22 protein-coding genes are annotated in these 23,833 nt (G+C 51.0%); 14 read left to right on the top strand and 8 right to left on the bottom strand.

Annotated elements, in window-relative coordinates; all coding sequences use genetic code 11:
* The first annotated feature begins 7 nt into the window (after positions 1-7).
* The 12 genes from ACSSVF_RS04690 (at position 8) to ACSSVF_RS04635 (ending at position 13,279) form a co-directional block, all read left to right on the top strand.
* Positions 8-1,039 carry a septal ring lytic transglycosylase RlpA family protein gene (locus tag ACSSVF_RS04690; RefSeq protein ID WP_492405806.1) on the top strand — a complete coding sequence of 344 codons (1,032 nt, stop codon included), beginning with the start codon at positions 8-10 and terminating at the stop codon, positions 1,037-1,039.
* A gap of 91 nt (positions 1,040-1,130) precedes the next feature.
* Complete coding sequence (locus ACSSVF_RS04685) at positions 1,131-2,270, top strand: D-alanyl-D-alanine carboxypeptidase family protein (RefSeq protein ID WP_492405805.1); 1,140 nt, start codon at positions 1,131-1,133, stop codon at positions 2,268-2,270.
* 23 nt (positions 2,271-2,293) lie between these two features.
* Positions 2,294-2,614 carry an HP0495 family protein gene (locus ACSSVF_RS04680; RefSeq protein WP_492405804.1) on the top strand — a complete coding sequence of 107 codons (321 nt, stop codon included), beginning with the start codon at positions 2,294-2,296 and terminating at the stop codon, positions 2,612-2,614.
* A gap of 17 nt (positions 2,615-2,631) precedes the next feature.
* On the top strand, positions 2,632-3,246 hold the full coding sequence (gene lipB, locus ACSSVF_RS04675) for a lipoyl(octanoyl) transferase LipB (RefSeq protein WP_492405803.1): 615 nt from the start codon (positions 2,632-2,634) through the stop codon (positions 3,244-3,246).
* Entirely contained in the window at positions 3,236-4,213 is a 978-nt protein-coding gene (gene lipA, locus ACSSVF_RS04670) for a lipoyl synthase (protein ID WP_492405802.1), read from the top strand. Before lipB ends, lipA begins: the two co-directional genes overlap by 11 nt.
* 64 nt (positions 4,214-4,277) lie before the next feature.
* Positions 4,278-5,588: a glutamate--cysteine ligase gene (gshA, locus tag ACSSVF_RS04665; RefSeq protein WP_492405801.1), complete on the top strand. Its 1,311-nt coding sequence runs from the start codon at positions 4,278-4,280 to the stop codon at positions 5,586-5,588.
* Between the two features lie 18 nt (positions 5,589-5,606).
* Complete coding sequence (gshB, locus tag ACSSVF_RS04660; protein WP_492406305.1) at positions 5,607-6,557, top strand: glutathione synthase; 951 nt, start codon at positions 5,607-5,609, stop codon at positions 6,555-6,557.
* Between the two features lie 255 nt (positions 6,558-6,812).
* Positions 6,813-8,087, top strand: a complete 1,275-nt coding sequence (locus tag ACSSVF_RS04655) for a D-amino acid dehydrogenase (RefSeq protein ID WP_492405800.1) — start codon at positions 6,813-6,815, stop codon at positions 8,085-8,087.
* Between the two features lie 287 nt (positions 8,088-8,374).
* A complete protein-coding gene (locus ACSSVF_RS04650; RefSeq protein WP_492405799.1) occupies positions 8,375-10,534 on the top strand; it encodes a TonB-dependent receptor plug domain-containing protein in 2,160 nt (719 codons plus the stop codon).
* A gap of 111 nt (positions 10,535-10,645) precedes the next feature.
* Entirely contained in the window at positions 10,646-11,935 is a 1,290-nt protein-coding gene (locus tag ACSSVF_RS04645; RefSeq protein WP_492405798.1) for an ABC transporter substrate-binding protein, read from the top strand.
* A 13-nt stretch (positions 11,936-11,948) separates the two neighbouring features.
* Complete coding sequence (locus ACSSVF_RS04640; protein WP_492405797.1) at positions 11,949-12,980, top strand: di-heme oxidoredictase family protein; 1,032 nt, start codon at positions 11,949-11,951, stop codon at positions 12,978-12,980.
* Positions 12,920-13,279: a di-heme oxidoredictase family protein gene (locus tag ACSSVF_RS04635; protein WP_492405796.1), complete on the top strand. Its 360-nt coding sequence runs from the start codon at positions 12,920-12,922 to the stop codon at positions 13,277-13,279. The genes ACSSVF_RS04640 and ACSSVF_RS04635 overlap by 61 nt, the downstream gene beginning before the upstream one ends.
* 5 nt (positions 13,280-13,284) lie before the next feature.
* Here ACSSVF_RS04635 and ACSSVF_RS04630 read toward each other — a convergent pair whose 3' ends face one another.
* Positions 13,285-14,211: a bestrophin family protein gene (locus ACSSVF_RS04630; RefSeq protein WP_492405795.1), complete on the bottom strand. Its 927-nt coding sequence runs from the start codon at positions 14,209-14,211 to the stop codon at positions 13,285-13,287.
* A 162-nt stretch (positions 14,212-14,373) separates the two neighbouring features.
* Here ACSSVF_RS04630 and msrB point away from each other — a divergent pair, with 162 nt between their 5' ends.
* Positions 14,374-14,820 carry a peptide-methionine (R)-S-oxide reductase MsrB gene (gene msrB, locus ACSSVF_RS04625; RefSeq protein WP_492405794.1) on the top strand — a complete coding sequence of 149 codons (447 nt, stop codon included), beginning with the start codon at positions 14,374-14,376 and terminating at the stop codon, positions 14,818-14,820.
* Positions 14,821-14,877: 57 nt separating this feature from the next.
* Here msrB and ACSSVF_RS04620 read toward each other — a convergent pair whose 3' ends face one another.
* The 5 genes from ACSSVF_RS04620 to ACSSVF_RS04600 all read right to left on the bottom strand — a co-directional run bounded on the left by ACSSVF_RS04620 (position 14,878) and on the right by ACSSVF_RS04600 (position 20,253).
* Positions 14,878-15,888 carry a catalase family peroxidase gene (locus ACSSVF_RS04620; RefSeq protein WP_492405793.1) on the bottom strand — a complete coding sequence of 337 codons (1,011 nt, stop codon included), beginning with the start codon at positions 15,886-15,888 and terminating at the stop codon, positions 14,878-14,880.
* 140 nt (positions 15,889-16,028) lie between these two features.
* Entirely contained in the window at positions 16,029-16,481 is a 453-nt protein-coding gene (locus ACSSVF_RS04615; protein ID WP_492405792.1) for a MarR family winged helix-turn-helix transcriptional regulator, read from the bottom strand.
* A gap of 322 nt (positions 16,482-16,803) precedes the next feature.
* Positions 16,804-19,215: a bifunctional diguanylate cyclase/phosphodiesterase gene (locus ACSSVF_RS04610; protein ID WP_492405791.1), complete on the bottom strand. Its 2,412-nt coding sequence runs from the start codon at positions 19,213-19,215 to the stop codon at positions 16,804-16,806.
* 12 nt (positions 19,216-19,227) lie between these two features.
* Complete coding sequence (locus ACSSVF_RS04605; protein WP_492405790.1) at positions 19,228-19,812, bottom strand: methylamine utilization protein; 585 nt, start codon at positions 19,810-19,812, stop codon at positions 19,228-19,230.
* Between the two features lie 18 nt (positions 19,813-19,830).
* Complete coding sequence (locus tag ACSSVF_RS04600; protein ID WP_492405789.1) at positions 19,831-20,253, bottom strand: group I truncated hemoglobin; 423 nt, start codon at positions 20,251-20,253, stop codon at positions 19,831-19,833.
* 164 nt (positions 20,254-20,417) lie between these two features.
* Between ACSSVF_RS04600 and ACSSVF_RS04595 the strand changes: the two genes are divergently transcribed.
* Entirely contained in the window at positions 20,418-21,290 is an 873-nt protein-coding gene (locus tag ACSSVF_RS04595; protein ID WP_492405788.1) for a DUF3034 family protein, read from the top strand.
* Between the two features lie 73 nt (positions 21,291-21,363).
* Here ACSSVF_RS04595 and pqqA read toward each other — a convergent pair whose 3' ends face one another.
* Together pqqA and ACSSVF_RS04585 are read right to left on the bottom strand one after the other, a co-directional pair.
* Positions 21,364-21,435 carry a pyrroloquinoline quinone precursor peptide PqqA gene (gene pqqA / locus ACSSVF_RS04590; protein ID WP_081624291.1) on the bottom strand — a complete coding sequence of 24 codons (72 nt, stop codon included), beginning with the start codon at positions 21,433-21,435 and terminating at the stop codon, positions 21,364-21,366.
* Between the two features lie 138 nt (positions 21,436-21,573).
* Entirely contained in the window at positions 21,574-23,832 is a 2,259-nt protein-coding gene (locus tag ACSSVF_RS04585) for a lipopolysaccharide kinase InaA family protein (protein WP_492405787.1), read from the bottom strand.
* Position 23,833 lies beyond the last annotated feature (1 nt).

The following is a 23,833-nucleotide window of genomic DNA, read 5'->3' as shown; positions in this document are numbered from 1 at the left end:
GGATAGGATGTCTTTTAATTTGAATCTGCTGGGAATACTATTGCTTACCAGCCTGCTGGCCGCGTGTAGCAGCAGTATGCCGCCGCGCCAGACCACGCCCTCACAACCCGCTAGCAAAAGTACGCCGGCTGAGCGGCCAGCCGCAAAACCACAGGCAACAGCGCCCTCGGCACCGACTATCATGGGGCCGCGCGTGATCAATATTGACCCGAAACCTGAATTCGAAGGCAATGCCACCGATGGCATAGACCCGAATACGCCACTGGAAACCACGGTCACACCCAGGCTGGACCCTATCGTCAAATCCACCACCAAACCTTACATTGTCAATGGCGAGACGATTTCGCCGATGACTAGCATTGCCACCCCATTTACCCAGACCGGTCATGCCTCCTGGTATGGCAAGAAATTCCATGGCCGCAAAACCGCCAGCGGCGAAGTCTATGACATGTTCAAGCTTTCCGCCGCGCACAAAACCTTGCCTCTGCCCAGCTACGCACGCGTGACCAACCTCAGTAACCGCAAATCGGTGATCGTCAGGGTCAATGACCGCGGGCCATTCGGGCGGCCGCGCATTATTGATTTATCTTATGCGGCAGCCAAACAACTGGATATTATCCAGCATGGTTCCAGCCAGGTAGAAATCACACTGATAGACACTACGCTCGCAGCAGCAGCAGATACGCCGCCAGCATCCAGTGAAACCGTGCAGGTGACCAGGCAGATCGTCCAGCCGGTATCAGCAGGTACGCCTTCGCCTGCCAGCCCGCCCTCCCCGGCGAGTATGAATGCCAGTGGGCTGGAAACCAATGGCATTTACATACAGGTAGGCGCCTTCGGGCAGGAAGAAAATGCCGACCGCTTGCAAAAACGCATCTCCAACAGCATCCCCGAGACACAAACCCTGCTCAACAAAGTGTATAATGGCAAGCTGTTCCAGGTTGTGCTGGGGCCGTATCCAGATCACGCATTGGCCGCACAGGCTGCCAGCCAGATGCGTGACCAACTGCAGTTACCTGCACTGATTTTTTCCCGGTAATTGTTTTTTCACGCTAGATTTTCCTGCGTGAAGTTTGTTTCCCGTTTAGGGTTTTTTCTCATTGACTGTTTTTCTCGTTAAGTGACTAACCATGTGGCGCTCTTGCATTGCACTTCTACTCTCTTTACCTATCATCACGCTGGCGGCTGAAACCGTCACCCTGAATGTTCCGTCACCGACACTGGCCGCTAAAGCCTTTGTATTGCGCGATGCCAATACCGGCGGATTACTGGCGGCCAGCAATCCGGATATGCCGGTGGAACCCGCTTCCCTGACCAAGGTGATGACAGCATATCTCGCCTTCGAAGCCGTGAAGCAAAAGCGTTTATCCTTGACGCAAACATTGCCGGTGAGCCATAAAGCCTGGAAGGTCGAAGGCTCTAAAATGTTTATCGACACCACGATGACAGTTACGGTTGACGAGCTGCTGCATGGGCTGATCATCCAGTCTGGCAATGATGCAGCGATTACACTGGCAGAAGGCATTGCCGGCAGTGAAGAACTGTTTGCCACGCTGATGAACAAAAAAGCGGTGGCACTGGGCATGAAAAACAGCCATTTCATCAACTCTACCGGCTTGCCAGACCCTACCCACACGACGACGGCGCGTGATTTGTCTATCCTGGCCAATGCGCTGATCCGCGATTATCCGCAAGACTACGCACGCCTGTATTCGCAAAAGTCTTATACCTATAACAAGATCACCCAGCCTAACCGTAACCGCTTGCTGTTCCTCGACCCTACCGTCGATGGCATGAAAACCGGGCACACTGAATCAGCAGGTTATTGCCTGATCTCTTCAGCCAAGCGTAATGATTTCCGCTTGATTTCAGTAGTGTTGGGCACGGCCTCTGACAATGTGCGCGCGGCTGAAAGCCAGAAACTGCTCAACTTCGGTTTCCAGTTCTTTGAATCAAAACTGATTTATCCGGCCGCTAAAGCGATTACCCGCCAGAAAGTCTGGAAAGGCACAGAAAGCGAAGTCGATCTGACTGTCGCCAGACCGGTATACCTGACCTTGCCACAAGGCGAATACGCCAATATGAAGGCCAATGTACGCATAGCCAAACCGCTGGAAGCGCCACTCAAGGCGCAACAAACAGTAGGCAAAATTGAGTTTACGCTCAATAACCAGGTTGTTCACAGCGTGCCACTGGTGACCATGCAGGCAGTGGAAGCCAGTAATATTTTTTCACGCATGATCGACCAAGTGCGTTTGTACTTGCAATAACAGCGTATCAAACAGGTGACCGTATGAGCCAGCAAGATCAGAATCCGCCAGAGCAAGCCGCCGGAGTAGAAGAAACACCAGCGACAGAAGAAACCCTGATTGAGTTTCCTACCGACTTTCCTATCAAGGTGATGGGTGAAACACATGATGACTTTAGCGCTGAAGTCACGCGTGTGATACAAGCCCACTGGCCGGAGTTTGATACGCACCTGATCGAAATCCGTGGCAGCAGCAATGGCAAATACCTGAGCCTGACTTGCACGGTCTATGTCACCTCTAAACCGCAACTGGATGATATCTATCGCAGCCTGACCTCGCACCCGATGGTCAAGGTCGTGCTGTAGTCTCTTCTTCACCTCCCATGCCTGCCCTGGAAATTCGCCAGCTGGGCCTGACTGATTATGCAGTCACCCTGGCCGACATGCAGGCCTATACGGCGCAACGCAACGCCGACTCCGCTGACCAGTTATGGGTCACCGAACATCCCCCGGTTTACACCCTGGGCCTGAACCGGCGCGGTGTACGCCTGCCCGAAAACACTATTCCGCTGGTGAATGTAGACCGTGGTGGCAAAATCACTTACCACGGCCCAGGCCAGCTGATCATCTATTGCCTGATCGATCTGGCACGCCATCACTTGAATGTACGGCAACTCGTCTCCATCTTGGAAAATAGCCTGATAGAATTCCTGGCAGCATATGGCGTGCCTGCGGAAGCACGCGCTGATGCTCCAGGTGTCTATGTGGCCGGTAAAAAAATCGCCTCATTAGGATTACGCCTTAAAAATCAGTGCTGTTATCATGGCTTAAGTTTAAATATTGAGATGGATTTGCAGCCATTTGCTGACATAGACCCGTGTGGCTATGCCGGCATGCAAATGACGCAAACCAAAGAATTACAGATTCCGTTAACCATGGCTGATATCGCTGCTGAGTTAACCCAGAGATTGAAAGAGAAACTGGCGCATGTCAGATAAATGCCAAACCGAACGCCCGGCGAAAAAGGTGGCTGGCGTCAAAGAAATCGACGCTGCAAAAACCTCGCGTATTCCAATTAAGATCGTACCTATGCCTGTGCTGCGCAAGCCGGAATGGATACGCATGAAAGTACCGGATTCCGCCCGCTTCCAGGAGATCAAGCAAGTCCTGCGCGACAACAACCTGCATACCGTGTGTGAAGAAGCCAGTTGCCCGAATATTGGCGAATGCTTTAGCAGCGGCACCGCGACTTTCATGATCCTGGGTGATATCTGCACCCGTCGCTGCCCGTTTTGCGATGTCGCACACGGTAAACCGCTGCCACCTGACCAGAATGAGCCAGAAAACCTGGCGCGTACCATCGCGCAGATGAAACTGCGCTACGTAGTGGTGACTTCGGTAGACCGCGATGATTTGCCTGACGGCGGCGCCCAGCATTTTGTGGATTGTATCCGCGCCATCCGTGCCCAGTCCCCCAATATCAAAATCGAGATCCTAGTGCCGGATTTCCGTGGTCGCCTCGACATTTCACTGAAAATCCTGCGTGAAGCACCGCCAGACGTCATGAACCACAACCTGGAAACCGTGCCGCGCTTGTATAAACAGGCACGCCCAGGATCTGATTACCAACACTCGCTGAATTTGCTCAAGCAATTCAGCGAGATGTATCCGCATATACCCGCAAAATCCGGCCTTATGCTGGGCCTGGGCGAAACAGACGAAGAAATCATAGCCGTCATGCGCGACTTGCGTGCGCACAATGTCAGTATGCTGACGCTGGGGCAATATTTGCAACCCAGTGTGCATCACCTGCCCGTGCTACGCTATGTCACGCCTGATACGTTTACCTGGTTTAAACAGCAAGCAGATGCCATGGGCTTTGATAATGCCGCCAGCGGCCCCATGGTGCGCAGTAGTTACCATGCGGATGCGCAAGCCCATGCCGTCATCGCACAAGAAGCATAATGAAAAGCATCGCTGGCCAACGCCCTGAAAAGCCAGCCCAAAAAGATTTGCATAGGAGCAAGATATGGTTCCCCATTTAACCACCGCCTTGAGCGGCCCGTTGGTCAGCCTGGAAAAGCGTATACTGGAAGCCATGCCGGATATCGAGCACTGGTTCCGTGGCCAGTGGCAAGAAGTCGCCGCGCCCTTTTATGCCAGCGTGGACTTACGCAACGCGGGTTTTAAACTGGCGCCGGTGGATACCAATTTGTTTCCCGGTGGCTTTAACAACCTGAATCCGGAATTCCTCAGCCTGGCAGTACAGGCGGCACAGGTGGCGGTGGAAAAAATCTGTCCTGATGCACGCCGTTTATTGCTGATTCCAGAAAACCATACCCGTAATACTTACTACCTGCGGAATGTGGTTGAGCTTTGCCATATCCTCAAAGCGGCGGGCATGGAAGTACGCGTAGGCAGCCTTTCACCTGAGATCACCGAAGTCACCCGGCTGGAAACCCATGATGGCCTGCCTTTGATCCTGGAACCGCTGGTGCGTGAAAAAAATCGCCTCAAATTAAAAGCCGTCACTTTCGAAGGCGTCGATTATCCGGCGTTTGATAGCTGTGCCATCCTGCTCAATAACGACCTCTCTGGTGGCGTGCCGGACCTGCTGCAAAACCTGGAACAGAACCTGATCCCACCGCTGCATGCAGGCTGGTTTACCCGCCGTAAATCGCAACATTTCGCGGCGTATGACAAAGTGGTAGAAAGCTTTGCCAAACTATTGAATATAGACCCCTGGCTGCTTAACCCCTATTTTGATACGGCCAGCGGTATTGATTTCCATGCCCGCGTCGGGGAAGACCAGTTGGCCGACAAAGTCGATGCCATGCTGAAAAAAATCGCCGCCAAGTATGCCGAATACGGCATCACGCACGCCCCATTTGTCATCGTAAAAGCTGATGCAGGCACCTATGGCATGGGCATTATGAGCGTCAAGTCGGCCGACGAAGTGCGCGACCTCAACCGTAAAACCCGTAACAAAATGTCGGTGATCAAAGAAGGCGTGGAAGTCTCCGAGGTGATGATACAAGAAGGGGTGTATACCTTTGAAAACATCAATGATGCCGTGGCCGAACCGGTGGTATACATGATGGATCACTTTGTCATTGGCGGTTTTTACCGCGTGCACACCAGCCGTGGTGTCGATGAAAACCTCAATGCGCCCGGCATGCAGTTTGTGCCACTAGCGTTTGAAAAACCCTGTACCCTGCCCGACTGTTCCGACGCGCCAGATGCACCGCCTAACCGTTTCTACGCCTATGGTGTGGTGGCGCGCCTGGCCTTGCTGGCAGCGGGCATGGAGCTACAGGAAAATGATCCACTGAACGCATAATCGACTCGAAGGCGCATGATGAAACTGCTGTTTATACTCGACCCGCTGCATACACTGACCGCCTACAAAGACACCAGCCTCGCCATCATGCGTGCCGCGCAGGCACGCGGGCACCAACTTTGGGTATGCGAGCAGCATGATTGGCATTTGCAGCGCGAGATTGCACTGGTGGATGCGCAACCATTTGAGTTTAATGACAAAGGCTGGTCGGCAGGCGATAAAACCACGCAGGTACCCACAATCTTTGATGCCGTACTCATGCGCAAAGACCCGCCGTTTGATAACGAATATTTGTACAGCACCTATTTACTGGAATTGGCCCAGCAACAAGGCGCAAGAATTATCAACGACCCGGCATCAATCAGGGGCTGGAACGAAAAACTGTCCGTGACCCGTTTTCCGCAATTCACGCCACCGTTTATCGTCACCAGCCAGCGCGAGAAAATATTGGCTTTTTTGGCAGAACATGACGATATCATCGTCAAACCACTCGATGGCATGGGTGGCAGCGGTATTTTCAGGTTGCGTAAGGACGACCCGAATATTTTCGCCATCCTGGAAACGCTGACGCAGTTTGAAACGCAAACCATTATGGTGCAGCGCTATATTCCGGAAATAGCCAAAGGCGACAAACGTATCCTGATCATCAATGGTGAGCCACTGCCTTACGCACTCGCCCGCATACCCAAAGCCGGTGAAACACGCGGCAACCTGGCCGCAGGCGGCAAAGGTGTCGCGCAACCGTTGAGTGACCGTGACCGTGAAATTGCGGAAACGGTTGGTAAAACCCTCAAGCAGCACGGCCTGTTTCTGGTCGGCTTAGATGTGATCGGTGATTACCTCACCGAAGTGAATGTCACCAGCCCGACCGGCATGGTAGAAATTGCTGCGCAATCCAAAGAATGGGCAGCGCCTTGCGACCCGGCCCAGGTCATGGTGGAAGCGTTGGAGAGAGTGGTCGCAAGTTAAAAGTCACGCCAGGCTCACAAAAGCCGCGGATGATTTACTGCCGGTTTTACGCGCTTAACACTTTTACCATTTCCCGTTCTATGGATGGCCTTGTGCGTACCTTGACTGTACACCTGTGCTTACACCTCAAAATACATCGTTAAACACAAAATCCTGCGATTGAATCACGTTTTACTTTATCAATTTTGATAATATGACTTAAACGGTTTATTTAAACACGTTATATCATCGGCGGCTGTTCCAGGAGTGTCATTCATGCGTGTGCTAGTGCTGGGTTCTGGTGTGATTGGGGTGACAAGCGCTTATTACCTCGCATTAAAAGGCTACGATGTCACCGTCATAGATCGCCAGCCTGCTGTTGGCATGGAAACCAGTTTTGCCAATGCCGGCCAGATATCTCCTGGCTACGCTGCCCCCTGGGCAGGCCCTGGCGTCCCCTTCAAAGCACTCAAGTGGCTGTTTCAACGGCATGCCCCACTCCGGTTGCGGCCAGATTTCAGCCATTGGCAAGGGCAATGGATGGCGCAATTTCTCAGTAACTGCTCTGCTGCCCGCTACACCCTCAATAAATCGCGCATGGTGCGGCTGGCCGAATACAGCCGCGATTGCCTGCGTGATTTGCGTGCCAATACGGCGATCCAGTATGAAGAACGTAGCCGTGGCACTTTGCAAGTCTTTCGCACGCAAAAACAACTGGATGTAGAAGCCAAGGACATTGCGGTGCTCAGCCACATGGGCGTGCCTTTCCAGCATGTGGACCCGGATGGATGCGCCCGTATTGAGCCTGCATTAAGTTATGTCAAAGATCAATTACTAGGTGGCCTGCATTTACCCGATGATGAAACAGGCGATTGCCAGCTGTTTACCTCCCGTCTCGCATCTCTGGCCCAATCACTGGGGGTGCAATTCAGGCAGGGCGTCACCATCACTCGCTTGATCACGCAAAACAATCAATTCCACGGGGTTGAGATTAATAGCGCCAATGGCATTGAAACGTTGGATGCCGATCATTATGTCGTCGCCCTAGGCAGTTACTCGCGCGAACTGATGCAAGAGCTAGGCTTGAATTTACCGGTCTACCCGGTCAAAGGTTACTCACTGACAGTGCCGATTATCAACAGTGCTGCTGCACCGGTTTCCACCGTGATGGATGAAACCTACAAAGTCGCCATCACCCGTTTTGACCAGCGCATACGTGTAGGCGGCATGGCGGAGTTAGCAGGCTTTGATTTAACACTCAACCCGCGCCGCCGTGAAACCCTGGAAAAAGTGTTGAACGGATTATTTCCGCAAGCCGGTGATCTCTCTCAATCCAAGTTCTGGACCGGCTTACGCCCCATGACGCCGGATGGCACACCGATCATCGGTTTGGCCGATAGCCGGTTCCCGAATGTATGGCTAAACACTGGCCATGGCACGCTGGGCTGGACCATGGCTTGCGGTTCGGGTCGGATATTGGCTGACTTAGTTAATGATGAAAAACCAGCCATTGAAACCAAAGACTTAGCCTATTCCCGCTATAAAGAATAAAAATCATCACTCTCCTATTGTGGCCAATATAAACATGTCACCACAGAAGCTCGTTCCAAGAGATCTCTCAATAATTAGTCATAAATCGCCACTTCTCACATCTATTATTCCTGTTAACTCAAGCGCCAAAGCTATCGATATTCCCCATAGGGTATAACGATGCTAAAATCCCTGACGATTTAAGGGGAAAGAAAAATTCTGTATCCGTTTGCATATCGCTATTCCTTATTGGATATATCGAAAGATTTTTCTTGGGATAAAGCACTGAAAAGAGAGGACAACCTAAGGTGGCAGTTTTACATCATAAAAAAATAGCAGGCATCATCGCATGCCTGCTGGGAGGCACCAGCGCTCAGACACTGGCAGAAGATAACAATAACAGCAGCAACGTATTTACCTTGGGCCAAATCACTGTGACCGGCAACCGTGACTCAGAAAACCCGCTGGGGACTGCCACGCTGGATCGTGAGCAACTCTGGGATTTTGGCAAGAATGGTGTGGCTGACGCGCTTAACCTGATTCCGGGTGTAGCGACGACCATGGTTTCCGGGCAGGGTCGGCGCAACGAGTCAGACATCAGCCTGCGCGGCCTTGACCGCACACGCGTGCCACTGACTATCGATGGCATCCGTCTTTTCTTGCCTGCGGACAACCGCATCGATTTCAGCCGGTTCTTGACCGCGGACCTTTCAGAGATCCAGGTCGCCAAAGGCTATGTCTCTGTCATTAACGGCCCGGACGGCATGGGTGGTGCCATTAACCTGGTGACACGCAAGCCGGTCAAAAACTTCGAAGGCGAACTACGCTATTCTGCGCTGCTGGGTAACGATGGTCAGTACGATGGCGATATCTGGTACGCCAACCTCGGCGGCAAACAGGAGAAGTTTTACTGGCAAGCCAGCTTGCAGCAACGCGATATCGACGGCTGGCGCCTCTCCAGGGATTATAAATCCGACTTGCCTGCCACTGCACCTAACTACCAAGGCAGCGGGTTGCGTAACTTCTCTGATTCGAGTGATTGGCGTGGCAGCATAAAGTTAGGTTTTACACCGAACGAGACTGATGAATACTCATTCAACTATTCCAAACAAAGTGGCGAAAAGCGTCGTGCGCCGCCTGTGCGAGGGAATGATGATGTGCAAAGTACCGGTGCTAACACACGTGTCTGGGACTGGCCAATCTGGGATACCAGCAGTCTTTACTTTCTGTCGAACACCCAGCTTGGTAGCAAAACTTATCTGAAAACCCGCGCTTTTTACAATACCTTTAACAATCAGCTGGATTTCTATACCGTGGCACCGGGTGGCGGTAATCGCCTCGGCACCCTGGCGAACTCCAGTACCTATGATGACAATTCCAAAGGATTCAGTGTAGAGCTTGGGACAACTTATCTTGCGCAACAGACCCTGAAAACATCGTTGCACTATCGTCGAGACGAACATATTGAGATGAACACCAACCAACTAAGCAACTCGCCAGTGGCTGCTAACAACAACCCACCAGAACCAAAGCAAAAAACCGTTGAAGATATTTGGTCACTCGCGCTAGAAGACACCTGGCATATCTCCCCTACCATCGACCTGGTAGGAGGCATCAGCCGCGACATGCGTGGATCCAAGCAAGCAGAAGAATTCAACCAGCAATCGTCAGGGCAGCCACTAACGCTTTTCAATTTACCGGTAAAAGACATAAACGCGACAAACTACCAGGCTGCGGCAATCTGGCGCTACCAACCCGGCGGGAAAGCACATTTTTCGGTATCTGACCGCGTACGTTTCTCCACCATCTTTGAGCGCTACAGTGGCCGCTTTGGTACGGCAGTCTCGAATCCCGGACTAGACCCGGAACGCTCGCGCAATTATGAGCTAGGCATAGAGGATAACCTGGCACAGGGCATACGCGGTACTGCAGCGATATTTCATAACAAAATTAAAGACTACATTCAGCAAGTGCCGAATGCTGTGTTTGTACAAGGTGAAGGCTTCTTCGCTCAGAACCAGAACGTTGGCGAAGCCACGATTAAAGGTGTAGAGCTTGGACTGGTCGCCTCTGTGTTGCCCACGCTCGAAGTGGGGGGCAATTTCTCCTGGATTGATGCGGAGATATCGCCGCCACCTGGCACGGTGACTTCTTATCCATATCTGGCGACACCCAAAAACAAAGGCTTTCTCTATGCAAAATGGACCCCCACCAACAAATGGAACATCGTGCCTAGCTATGAAGTCGCAGACCAACGATGGTCTTCGCAGTTAACTGGGGTTCCCGGACCGAGATACGTGGAGACAGGCTCTTACAGTTTACTTAACCTCAAGGTTGATTACCGGATCGTGAACGACTGGGTAGTGTCTTTTGCCGCCAATAATCTGCTAGACAGAAACTATGAGTTGTCGGCCGGTTATCCTTCGCAAGGCCGTAACTTCCTGTTGTCGACGCGATACCAGTTCTAAGCACGTCATGCGCCCTTACTTTCCGGCCCAGACTGCATGCCTGCCATGGTTTCACATATGCAGGCACGCAGTTTAATGAGTGCGTTATCCATATTAAGCAGGAGTTATTTCATGTCCATTCGCCACAAACTTGTTAGCCTGCTCTGTGGATTATTAGTTGGCAGCAGCTGCATGTTCAGCCTGGCAGCAGCCGCTGCTGAAAAAATAGTAATCATGACCAGCTATCCGCAAGAGATGATTTCGCAGTTTGAAGCGGCGTTTGAAAAGCAGTTTCCACAATACCGGCTGGAAGTATTGTGGAAACAATCGCATGATGCCCTGCCCTACCTCACCCAGCGACATGGTGAAGTAGATGTGTATTGGACGCCTTCACGGCAGAATTTTGTGCAGTTGAAGCAACAAGGGTTACTGCAGGCACTGGATCCGTTATGGATTAAATCGCCTGCCAGTTTGCATGGTACTTTACTCAATGATCCCCAGGGCTATTATGCTGCAACAGAAATTGCTGGCCTGGGTATGGTCATTGCACCTTCAGCATTTTCCAAAGCCAAAATACCTGCTCCAAAAGGCTGGCAAGACCTTACGCAGCCAGCTTTGCAGGGGCAGATCGCATTTCCTTTGCCTTCCAAAGTCGGGTTTGCCGGTGGGTTGATTGATGCCATGTTGCGGGAACAATCCTGGCCAGATGGCTGGGCCATGCTCACCAAAATCACCTTGAATGCACGTTTTGTTGAAAACGGCGCCACTTTTATCACCGATGAAGTAGCTGCAGGGCGCGCTATGGTCGGCATTAGCATGGATTTCTTTGCAGCATCGGCGATTGCCAAAGGTGCTCCGCTGCAATATATCTATCCGCCCGTTGTGGCTTATTCGCCGGCGCATGTAGCGATATTAAAAGATGCGCCTCACCCGGCAGCAGCCCGGGACTTTGTGCAATTCACCTTATCAACTGCCGGGCAGCAATTACTGTTTACGCCTGATATTCGCAAATTACCGGTAGACCCTGCGGCCTATGCGCAGCGTCCGCAAGGTTATTTCAACCCTTATGCCGTCGTGGAAAGCAAAAGCAGGAAACTGCGAGACACCACAGAGCAAAACCTCCTGAATGCGTATTTCGAGGCGACGCTCGCCAGGCATCAGGCCTTGTTGCAATCCTTATTCGTGAACCTGTCCTTTGCCAGGCATTTAAAACGTGACCCTGCAAAAATCAATGACATTGAACAACAGTTATTGCAGCCGCTATTCTCCGAACAGCAGCTATTTACTGCCGAGCATTACCAGCGGTTTCAACCCGACCAGGCCAGTGAAAAAGAAGCGCTGGTCAAACAATGGTCAGAGCAGGCCAAAACCCGCTATTTGTCTATTGCTAACGCACTGCAGGCATTGCTTGCCGCACCCTGATGGTGACTAACACATGCGGTTAATATTGTGTCTGTGCGTACTGTGCTGCGTATTCGATGCCGCAGCCGAGGGGGCCACTTTAACAACGCCATTTCGTTCAGCCGACGCTTATACAAAACCCTACCCGGGCTTAACTGACCCCATAGCCCTCAAGACGTTTCAGGAAGGGCGTACATTATTCCGCCAGATCTGGACGATACAGGGTGGTGAAGACCATCGTTTTTCGGGGCTGGGGCCGCTGTATAGCCGATTCTCCTGCGTGGCCTGTCATCCGGGCAATGGACGTGGTTTTGCACCCGATGACTCTTCACAATCGATGAAAACCATGCTGGTCAGGTTGAGCGTGCAGGATCCGTTGCAAGGTAGTTTGCCGCACCCGGTTTATGGCGAACAGCTCAATGAATTCGGTATTCCTGGTGTGGCTGGCGAAGGGGTTGCGCGCGTGCGTTATGAAACCATCATCGTCACGCTGGCTGATGGCGAAACCGTACAATTACGGCAACCACAACTGAGTTTTAGCGAGCTGGCTTATGGCCCGCTCACCAATGTGCTGACCTCTGCGCGAATTGCGCCAGCCGTTTTTGGATTAGGGTTACTGGATAATATTGCGGATGCAGAAATCATGCGCCAGGCACAACGCCGCAAGCCTGAGGGCATCGCCGGGCGGCCAAATCTGGTGTGGGATATTGCGCAACAGAAAAATGTGCTAGGTAAATTTGGCTGGAAGGCTAACGTGCCTAATTTACGCCAGCAGATCGCCAGTGCTTTCCTTGGCGACCTGGGGATCACTTCCAGCCTGTTTGCTATAGAAAACTGCACACCGCAACAAACGCATTGCCTGGCAGCCCCCACTCAAGCCATGCCGGAGTTAGCAGACCAGCAACTGGATGAAATAGAGTTTTACCTATCTGCCCTGGCAGTGCCTCAACCTGAGGCGACTAGCCAGGCGTTGCAACGCGGTGCATTATTATTCAAGCAGGCGCAATGTATAGAAGCCACACGGATCAATTACGTACCGGGCAACGCGCTAGCCTTGCGCTGTTGAACCAGCGCAGTATTAGCCCTTATAGCGATTTATTGCTGCATGATATGGGTGAAAGCCTGGCCGACCATAGGCCAGACTTTGCGGCGAATGGCCGCGAATGGCGCACGCCACCACTATGGGGAATAGGATTAGCCAGGAAAGTGCATCCTGACGCCGGTTTTTTACATGATGGACGGGCGAGGACTTTGCAGGAGGCTATACTCTGGCACGACGGTGAAGGCAAAACCGCTAAACAACGGTATATGACTTTTACCAAAGCAGAACGCGCACTTCTGCTGAAGTTTATTGAGTCCCTCTAAGCAAACTACATCAATACAAAGTCTTTCGGCACCGGCTGTGGAGGAATATCTGCATCGCCCAAGGCTTCCTTGGTTTCAATTTCGATCACATCCACCAGCGCACTGATAGGCAATGCATTCGCGCCCACGGCAAACGGCTCTTCCAGCTCGTTACCAAGGGCATCGAGGCCGAAAAAAGTATAGGCAGCGAGCGCGGTGACAAAAGGCGTTGCCCAGCCCAGGGTATTTGCAAACCCAAACGGCAGCAGAAAACAAAAGGTGTAGGCAGTTCTGTGCAGCAGCAAGGTATAACCAAACGGGATAGGGGTATTTTGTATGCGCTCGCAAGAGGCCTGCACCAGCGCCAGTTTTTGGATCAATTCATCGAGCATATTGAACTGGATAGTATCAATGCGATCACTATGCAACGCCTGAATCAATACACATTCCATCGCCCGTAGAATCGCTTCTGCCGGGTTTCTGCTGTTTGCATACTCATGAAATACCGCTTCTGGCAGGTAGGCGTGGATCTTGTGTTTGGGGTTACCTGGCCTGAGTTGTACTAACAACGCTTGTGCATAGGCGATATTACACTCGAGCAAAATGCGGCGCGGTGATTGCGCATTGTCTTTGTTGCCTTCATCAAGCACCTGGCTTAAACGAGCAAGACTGCGGGAAGTCAGCACGAATTCGCCCCAGATCTTCCTCGCCTCCCACCAGCGCTCGTAGCAGGCATTATTCCTGAAGGCCAGGAAAATAGATAAGGTGATCCCCAGCAAGGCGAACGGCCCCCCATCAAACTTGGGCAACCAGTCTGGACGGTAAGTGTAGATAGATACGATCAGGGTGGAGAGCGTCGCCACAAAGACCAGCAATGGCATGATCTTCAACACAATCGAACCTTTGATAATAAAAAACAGTTCTAGTAAATGCGGTCTGGGTCTGACGATCAAAAGGGTTCTCCTGCAAATCGAACTATTGTTGTGATGTATACTCGATGGTTTAAGTGTATCTGCCCGCGCCCTGTTTGCATTTGCGAAAGAAACAGGGGAATCAGCGGCTTTAACGCGTTTTTATTTCGAGCCACCTTAGTCATCGTTAGCGAGTAAATGATCATGTTGAAATGGAAAGATGTACTCAAACTTGCCAGAGAAGGCAATCACGAGCCTAGCCACAAAGTACAAAAATCGCCGCAGGAGTGGCGTGAGATCCTGGATGAAGATGTGTTCACCATCACGCGGCTGAGCGCGACCGAACGGCCATTTTCTTCAGAAATGTGTGAAGCGTTTACGCCAGGACGCTATGCCTGTGCCTGCTGCGAACAAGCATTGTTTGATTCCGGTCAAAAATTTGAATCATCCTCAGGCTGGCCTTCGTTTGACCAGCCACTGTCACCAGATGCGATTGCCTATATTGAAGATGGCAGCCATGGCATGCAGCGGATTGAAGTGAAATGTAATGTCTGTGATGCGCACCTGGGGCATGTGTTTCCCGATGGCAAAACTGAAAGCGGCTTGCGCTATTGCATTAACGGCAAGGCCACCACTTTTATCAGCGCTTAAAAAAATTGGCCCCTGTGGACTTGCGTCAACAGGGGCCAATTCACTTCTGAACTCGCTTTATTTACCTAATCTTCTGCCAAAGCTCACGGCATATGCTGTCGGGCGGGCAAGCAGGATAGGATCCTGGCTGGCGTCTATGCCCTCGGTTAATTGCAGTGGATTAAACATCAGTGTTTTTTCCTTAGCCTTGCTATCTGCCACCACCGTTTTCAAGGTCAACGTGCCTAATTCAACAGTCTTGCGGCTTTCCGGCCACTGCACAGTCGCATTGTTCACTTCATCGCCTTGATCGGCAATTTGTAGCAACAGCTTGTATTGCACACTCTTTGCTTTCACACGCTCGGCGATATCATTCATCAGGTAATCCGGCGCCGCTGCATCTGCCGCTTCCTTGCTGAGATACTGCGCACCTGCCACCGGGATGATCTGGTAACGACCATATACACTCTGCCCCGCCGCATTGGTGAATTTAAAGGCATTCACACCAAAAAACGGCTGCGTGGCAAAACTGACTGGCGCTGGCTTGGGCGTGGTCACAAACTTCAAAGCGGCCGGGTGTGACCCTAAAAACTGCTCCACCGGGCTGGGTTTGGCAGTGCTGTTTTGTGAATCACGTACGGCATTGAGCAAGCCTAAAAAGTCTTCAGGCGTCGCGGCCGGGAAGTTATTCACCGAGATGCTGACAATATCGGTCGCCAGGCCATCTTCCAGCTGGAAGCGTATGGCGATTCCTTTAGGAAAGGCATTGCCATTGGCATCTGGAATATTCGGCACGCCAGTCGCATCCGAGAACCTGACCAGCACAGGACTCTCTGCTTTCTGAAAATGCGCCGCCTTGCTGATGCCTGCAGCTTGTGCTGAAGGTTTAAATGACCCTTCCAGCATCACCCCTTTGGCATGGTTGGAACGAAAGCCTGCATGCGGCCCGCCCGACAGCGTGGTTAACGTATCGACCAGTTGTTCGGTGACCGGCTTGGCATCCGTAACCACTTTATCGTCGGCCATAACAGGCTGGGCGGCGATCAAGGAAGCGGCTGTTAAAGCGCTGATCAGTATTTTTGTTTTCATGATGATGTCCCTTTCAATCTGTGAGGTAAAAAATTAAATAGATAAATCTTGCAAAATTAACCATATGACAAGATTAAATAGTGCGCTACTTTTATGACATAAAAAATATAAAATAACCCCAACAACTTAAACAACCATTTTTATCCGGCATGCTGGATCAAATGGTTGCGTAATACTTTCATACGGTCACGCAATGAAACCAGCTCTTCGACCGGGCAGCCCATGGCGCATAACAATTCATCCATGATACCGGATGCCTGCTGACGCAAATTGCGTCCGGTGTCGGTCAGGCAAATAATGACTTGTCGCTCGTCTTTATTCGAACGCACCCGCTGTAACAATTCGGCGGATTCCAGCCGTTTGAGCAATGGCGTTAAAGTAGCCGAATCCAGGAATAGCTGCTCACCGATATCACTGACAGTGCGTTGATCGCTTTCCCACAACACCAGCATGACCAGATATTGCGAGTAAGTTAAGCCCAGTTTTTTTAACAATGGCCGATAGGCTTTGTTAATTGCCAGCGATAGCGAATACACGGCAAAACATAATTGCTCATTTAAAATCGGGGTCTTGCTCTTGGTATTGCCAGTCATGCTGATGATTATATATAGCGCGCTATTTAATTGCAATAAAAAATTAAATGCTTATTTTTTCAGCAAATTTAAGATGATTCGGACTACGAAGTGGCCTTTGTTATGCATTCTGATTTTGCTCATTTCAATCTCCTTTGAATATGTGACACATGGTAAAACCAATCTGCCACAAAATAAAATTGATTTTTTTTATGAGCCTGATAAGAGAAATTGTTGCTAAGAGAAGCTGCCAATAAGAGTAATTGATAGCTCAGCTAAGCATTCAGGCAGGTGTTGCCATCAGCCGGCGGTGATATTAGAAAAAGTGAAGGGACAAATCAACTTAACGCGGGGTGTTGAAACCATCCAGCGGGTTCACAGCAAATGACAAGTCGTCGCCAATATCGATATCAATCTCGTTCTGGCCCTCCCAGCGCTCCAGCCAGATAGAAAAATCTTTTTCCGGCATCGGTTTGCCTATGAAATAGCCTTGCCCTTCGTCACAACCCAATTTGGCTAACTGGCCCAGTACCTCTTCGTTCTCAATCCCTTCAGCCACGACATTCAGGCCCAGGTTGTGTCCCAGGTCTATGGTCGACTTCACAATGCTGGCATCACCGGTATTTTTATCCATAAACATGACAAACGAGCGGTCTATCTTCAGTTCTTGCACTGGCAGTTGCCGTAAATAAGCCAGCGAGGAATACCCGGTGCCGAAATCATCAATGGCCAGATGCAAGCCCATGGCCGCCAGTTTCCTGACCACCGTTTCGGCGCGTTCCGGGTCTTGCATCAGACTGCCTTCGGTGATTTCCAGCTTGAGCGCTTTTGCATCCAGCCTGTACGTTTTCAGCAATTCGGCAATCTGTTCCGGCAACTCCATATTGTTTAAATCACGGGTGGATAAGTTCACCGCCAGGCTCATGTGCAACCCCTGGCTTTGATAATCGGCCAGCACCTGGCAGGCACGTAACAACATCCAGTTGGTGATCTCACTGATAATGCCAGTCTGTTCGGCAAACGGAATAAACTGGTCGGGGAAAATCATGCCTTTTTCCGGATGCACCCAACGGATCAGCGCTTCACCACCCAGCGTTTTGCGTGTTTTCACATCGATTTTTGGCTGGATATACAGTAATAACTGGTTTTTCTGGATCGCTTCTTTTAAATCGGAAATCAGGGTGAGGGTTTCTGACTGATCGATCTCGAGTGCTGTGTTGTAGACGATCCAGTCGGCTTTTTTGACTTTGGACTCATGCAGGGCAGTCTCCGCGTGATTCAGCAACGCTTCTTCACTCACGCCGTGGTCAGGATACAGCGCAATACCCATGGCGATGCGCACATCGATCGCCTGTCCTTGCACATTGACCGGTGTATCGAAAATGCGGTTGATTTTGTCAGCGTATTGCGTCGCTTTGGCCTGGTCTGCCTGTTGTAACAACACGGCAAACTCATCGGCTGCCAATCGCGCGACCACATCATGCTCAGACAGGATATTTTCTTTTAATACCTGGCCCACATGGCGCAGCAAATCATCGCCGAAATCCCGGCCCAGCGTTTTATTAATGGGCTTGAAGCGGTGGATGTTGATCACGAGCACGCTGAATTTCTGTTGCGCTTCTACGTGCCGCATAATCGCCTGCTGCAAGCCCTGCATGAATGCCAGGCGGTTAGACAGCCCGCTCAACTCATCGTTAAACGCCAGCCGCTGGATACGGAGCGTGCGCTGCAATACCGCTTCACGCATGCTGTTAAGCGCTTTACCCAGGTAGCCTACTTCATCGCTGCTATTAACATGGATTTCTTTTGCATAATCACCCATGGCGATTTCATCGGCATTCTTCACCAGCTCAGCGATAGGCTCGGTGATTTTGCGCGAAACATACCAGATCAGCACGGCAAAAATCAATACGCCGACAAAGGTAAGCGCGACCATACTTTGAAACAGCTGGTTCAACTCACGTGTAAACGGGGCAACCGAGCCTTGCAGTGCGACCAGCAACACTTCGTCTTTGGTTTCATGCAATGAGCGGATTTTCAGGTGATAGGTTTGGCCGCGCAAATCGACTTTATGCAGGGACAGTTTTTGGCGGTGAATGTCAGAAACGGTTTTGACCAGCACGTTTGAGAGCTGGCTGGTGCCAGTGCCACTCATCAGCTTCCAATCGTGTTGTGCCGTTTTTTGCAGAAAGGTGACATCAAGATGCGTGAGCTGCTTGATCTGGTCGGCCAGCCTGCCATCCACAGCAAAGCCCATCACAATCCAGCCTATCACATCGGGCGCTTTCACCGGCACGGTGATCAGTTGATACGGCTTACCCTCGACAATATCAAACTTGAGCGTGCCGTTCTGTTCCTGCAATACGGCTTGTCGCGCATCTTCATCAAATTTGCCATCGGCCGTACCGATCACCAGATCTTCGCTATTGCTGATGTAATAAGCGACCTGGGCGTGAATGCGGCCCTGGTAGCTTTCCAGCGCAGACTTAATCGTTTCCGCGTCGTTACTGGCGACTGCATCACGGAATGCAAAATCAGCAGCCAGCACTTGCGTGGCTTGTTTCAGGCTTTGGGTATTGTGTTGCAGCAGGTTAACAAAAACGCGTTCACCGACGTTGATCTGGTCCTGGGCAAGCTCGTTAGCATGTTTAACCAGCGCGTATTTCAGCGGTATGAGGCCAGCAAGTTGAATAACGACTACAACGGAGAGGAATGTAAACGCTATTCGAGAGCGAATATGTTTGAACTTGATCATTCAGGTTTATTTTTATGGAATGGTGACTTTTACCTCTGTAGACCCTTCAATTTTTACTTTTTGCTCAGCACCCGGCTTGTTCACCCCTGGCAGCCAGACTTGATAACTATATTGGCCTTCACTCAACTTGAGCACAGCCCGTCCTTTATCATCGGTTTTAGCAAAAAATGGCGTATCTACAATGTATATGTACCCTAACATAGAATCGTGAATGTTGCACCCTAAGGTCACCAAACCGGCTTGATCAAACTGCACTGGATTGGTCGGCACACCGGAATACAGTTTCAATTCAAACTTTTTGGCGGGCGAAAAAGAGTACACATGATGACGGAAGGAGTCTTCATTCGGGAAATTAATATGCGTCCCGGTCTGCACAACCGTAATCTTCGGGTTGAACATTTTGTTTTTTTGCACGATTTTGCCAGTCGCACTCGGGTTGCTGGCGGCTGTTTTACCATCATAAAAAGCGACCACAGCATCGGTCACCGTATTGCCGGCTGCATCGCTCACGATCACTGTCACCGTGTCTGCATTAGCCACACTTAACAGTGCAGTGGTGAATACCAGCAACACTGTTCGCAACATTGCTGCCAGCATAGGTTTTCCTTTATACATTTAATTGGTCACGATATCGTGTTTCATCGGTGCCAGTATCTTCAGCAACTCGTTCTTCTCTTTGGTGGCTATGCCATTCGCATCAATGCGCTCCCGCAGTACATCGACCAGGATCTCAAACTCCGCCGTGGTAATGTGCAGATCCGCATGCGACTTTTTCATGGTTTCGCCTTCGTAAACGCAATTACCACCTGTTTTGATGCAGAGAAAATTAGTCAGGCTTTCCTTTAATGTCTTCATCTTAACATCTTCAAAGGAGCGCTTGGTGCGCGGATCCTTGCTGACGATATCCAGAGTCTGGTTTGAAACCCTGCTCAGTATGGGCAAGCCGCCTATACGCTGAAACAATGTGGCTTCCGGCTTGGATTGCAAGGCACACCCTGCACATAACAATACCACCATCGCAATGACAACACTTCGCATTGATTTTCCCCATCATTATTTTGACCAATGCTCGCATCATACAACCACGCCGCAACATGCATTTCGCAAAAAAACCTGTATTCCTGTCTTTTTTCGCGCAATTATATTTATCGCGCCAATTAGATAATGCATCAATGAATGAATGCATAACAACCGAGGTTCCTATGGATAAACTGAAATCTATCGCCATTGCTTTATCAGCCATCTTGGCAAGCTTTGCAGCATCGTCACTGACACATGCGGGCGATCGCTTACTGGCGACCGGTGGTGTGACCCAAGTTGAAGGCTCTGCTGGCGGCGGATTGATGCCGTGGGCGGTGATTAGTGGCTACGGCACAGACAAGCAGATCGGCGGCTCGGCATTTTATACGCATGCTGAAACCAAAGCGGATTACAAGTTGAATTCAGCAGGCATTACATTAGGCTTTGTGAATCGCGTGGAAGTCAGTGCTGCACAAACCAGATTTGGTTTGGGTAATACGGTCCGCGGGGAAGAAATACGCCTGAATACACTAGGCGTTAAATTGCGCGTCATTGGCGATGCCATTTATGACCAGGACAGCTGGCTACCGCAGATTTCAGTGGGCGCACAATACAAATATAACGAAGACTTTAGCTTTATCCCCAAAGCATTGGGTGCCAAAGACCGCAGCGGTGTCGATTACTACGTGGCGGCCAGCAAATTGTTTCTTGGTGCGGCTAACGGCTACAACCTGCTAGTGAATGCCAACTTGCATGCCACTAAAGCCAACCAGTTTGGCCTGTTAGGTTTTGGTGGCGACAAACGTGACAGTTATCGCATTTACCCTGCCGTTTCTGCGGCGATCATGTTATCGGATAGCTTTCTGGTAGGCACTGAGTTGCGCATTAAACCGGATAACCTTTCCGCGGCTGAAGAAAAAAAAGCGCAGGACATCTTTCTGACCTGGTTCCCGCATAGAAATGTTTCGGTGACTGGCGCTTATGTTGACCTGGGCACGATTGCCACCAAAGAAAACCAGACCGGCTGGTACCTCTCCGGGCAAATCAATTACTGATTAACCGATTTTAAAAGTGTGACGCAAATGACAACGGGCGCTGATAGCGCCCGTTTTTCGTAGCAAGAAACAATTACTTGTTCATTACGTACATTGTTACTTCAAAGCCGAAACGCATTTCGGTAGCAGCTGGTTTTGTCCACATGATTGATTTCCTTTTCGCTAGTTTATTAAATATTTGCGCTTTAGCATTTGCTATCACGTGTACCCATATTAAAACTGCGCCCTATCCTTGTCGTGCTTAAACTCCGCAACTAGCCATCATGATTTTCATGAGACTGTCCTAATCACCTTTTCCGTCGCGTACACTTTTGATCTTGCGCAATAACTTACGCATGCCTTTACGGCCTATGGTGCGCTTTAAGTGGACTTTGAAGTCATATAAATAAAATGGCAATAAAGTACCCAGATTCAAGCTGTGTCCGGACATACCAAGGTAAAGCGTCAGGAACTGTTTGCGGCCATCCCAGTGTAACTTCTGGATCGCACGGGTTAAATCGGCAATTCTTTCGCTGTATGGCGTTGCCGTGGCATAAGCGTGCAGGCGCGCAGTATCAATCAGTGAAAACGTCAGGCGTTCATCTTGCTTGCTGACCAGGATATTACCGCCGGAAAAATCCCTGAAATAAATACCGGAAGCATGCATATGCAGGCAGAACAACGCAAAGGCCTGGTACAGGCTTTGCGCTGCGACGCCATGGAAAGTTTCCTCGCCCTGGCTGAAAGCAATAAATGCCTGGGCAATGGTAAAGTCGTGCGTGACATATTCACAAATAAAGAAATTCTGCTTCAGGCTGGTGTCGTCGACACGCTCGAAGTAAGCCAGCGGCATGGCAGTGCCTACGCCACGGCGCAATAATTCCATGGCGCCGTTCCAGCTGCGCTTGGCTTTGCTGGGTTTAAAGCGGTCCAGCACCGTCTTGTGCCAGTGCATCCTGACCGGTTGTTTGACAGTGACTTTCCGGTTTGCCGACCTCGGGTCAGCAATCGGCCAGATCGCGTTTCTGGCATGGCGCAAGGCTTGCTCTTTGGCAGGCGCCCTGAGGGTGCCTGGGTGCCAGGCGTACCAGAGCTGTGCCGCCTGCTCACTGCTTTCCGCCAGGATCATGCCGCGCCAGTCGGCTTCTTGCACCGGGAAGTACTGCAGTCCCTGGATATGCGCGTGTATGATGGTCTGCGATAATTTAGGGCTGCTGGTGTGTAACTCCACCGTTTCCGCGGCATCCCACATCAGGTAAACAGGCGTTTCGGTGATCAGCGCTGGCGCAGCAACCGACTGCCCATTGCGGTTAATACATTCCACTTTGCGCAAACCGGATTCCGCATACACCTGGTTCAATATCGCACAATGCCCATTGATGGCCCACACGACATGGATCAGCTTTTGATGCTTGCGTAACTGGTGGATCTCCAATCCATTACCAGTCGCCAGTGGTCCGATATAGTGCGCACCATTGAGCCAGCGCGCAACTGTTCTCAAGGCAGAGAAGCTCGGGTTGCGCTGGTATTCATGTAGATTGCCATCGGCAGACTGGTAATAGGCCACACGCTCCAGCGCCGGGTAGCGCGCCTCATCCAGGCCGTCATTGATCACACCTTCGCGGTGGCAAATCATCGCACCCCAATTGGCTTGCTCCAAGGCGCCCGAAGCTGCCAGCAAGGTGAAGTAGCGCGTGACATAATCGGCCTGCTTTTGTGCGCCATCCGGCAAATGCCGCTGGATGCGGTAAATAGCCCAGAAAGCCACCGGTGAAATCAGCGCAGGCACGCCAAAGTCCACACCTATCTTTTGCAGTAAGCGGGCTTTCTTGATCAGGTTAAATTTGAGGCAACGGGTCCAGCGGAACTGGAAAATGCGGTGGTCCGGCTGCTCGGGCTCGATCACACGCTCTACAAACAGGTTATTGCTATGCACATCCGGCAGCAGCTGCTCCGCCTGTAATTTCTTGAATGCGCTGATGTTATACAGCGGCTCAAAATCCTGGATATTAGGGCCGACCACTTTGACGCCATATTGCCTGGCCAGGCGATGGGCGATCTGCCACGCCTGCAAAAACCCCGGCCATTGGTAGCCAGACCAGCGCTTGCGGTTAATGGTATTGCCTATTTCAAGGCTGGCAATCTGCGTGGCATATTGCTGCAAAAATTGCTCTACGAACTGTTGCCACCTGGCTTGCACCTGCGTATCCAGCATATGGCGGGCAATCGCAAATGGCTGCACCAGGTGCACGTCCACCAGCAGACTGGCATCCAGCAGGCGCTGTAGTAACCTGATCTGGTGCTCGTACATGTCGTCATCGCCAATATCCAGCCGCACGCGCCCCAGCCCTAGAGCAGCCAGTTGCGCCAATACATAATCATCAGTTTCCGGCTGCTGGTTGGTGGCGACACAAATGCCTATGAAATGCGTGGGAATGGCATGGTTTTCAACCGGTAAATGGCTGTTTTTAAGCCGTAGGCCGCCTTTGAAAATATAGGCTAACCCATCCTGCACCACCTGCCGGGTTAGCATACTGGGCAACTTGGAAAGTTTCACAGCCACT

It is taken from the genome of Methylophilus sp. E2MeOHC9 (genome assembly GCF_058744375.1).
Note: the sequence above shows the minus strand (reverse complement) of the source record. Positions and strands in the feature narration are given on the sequence as shown.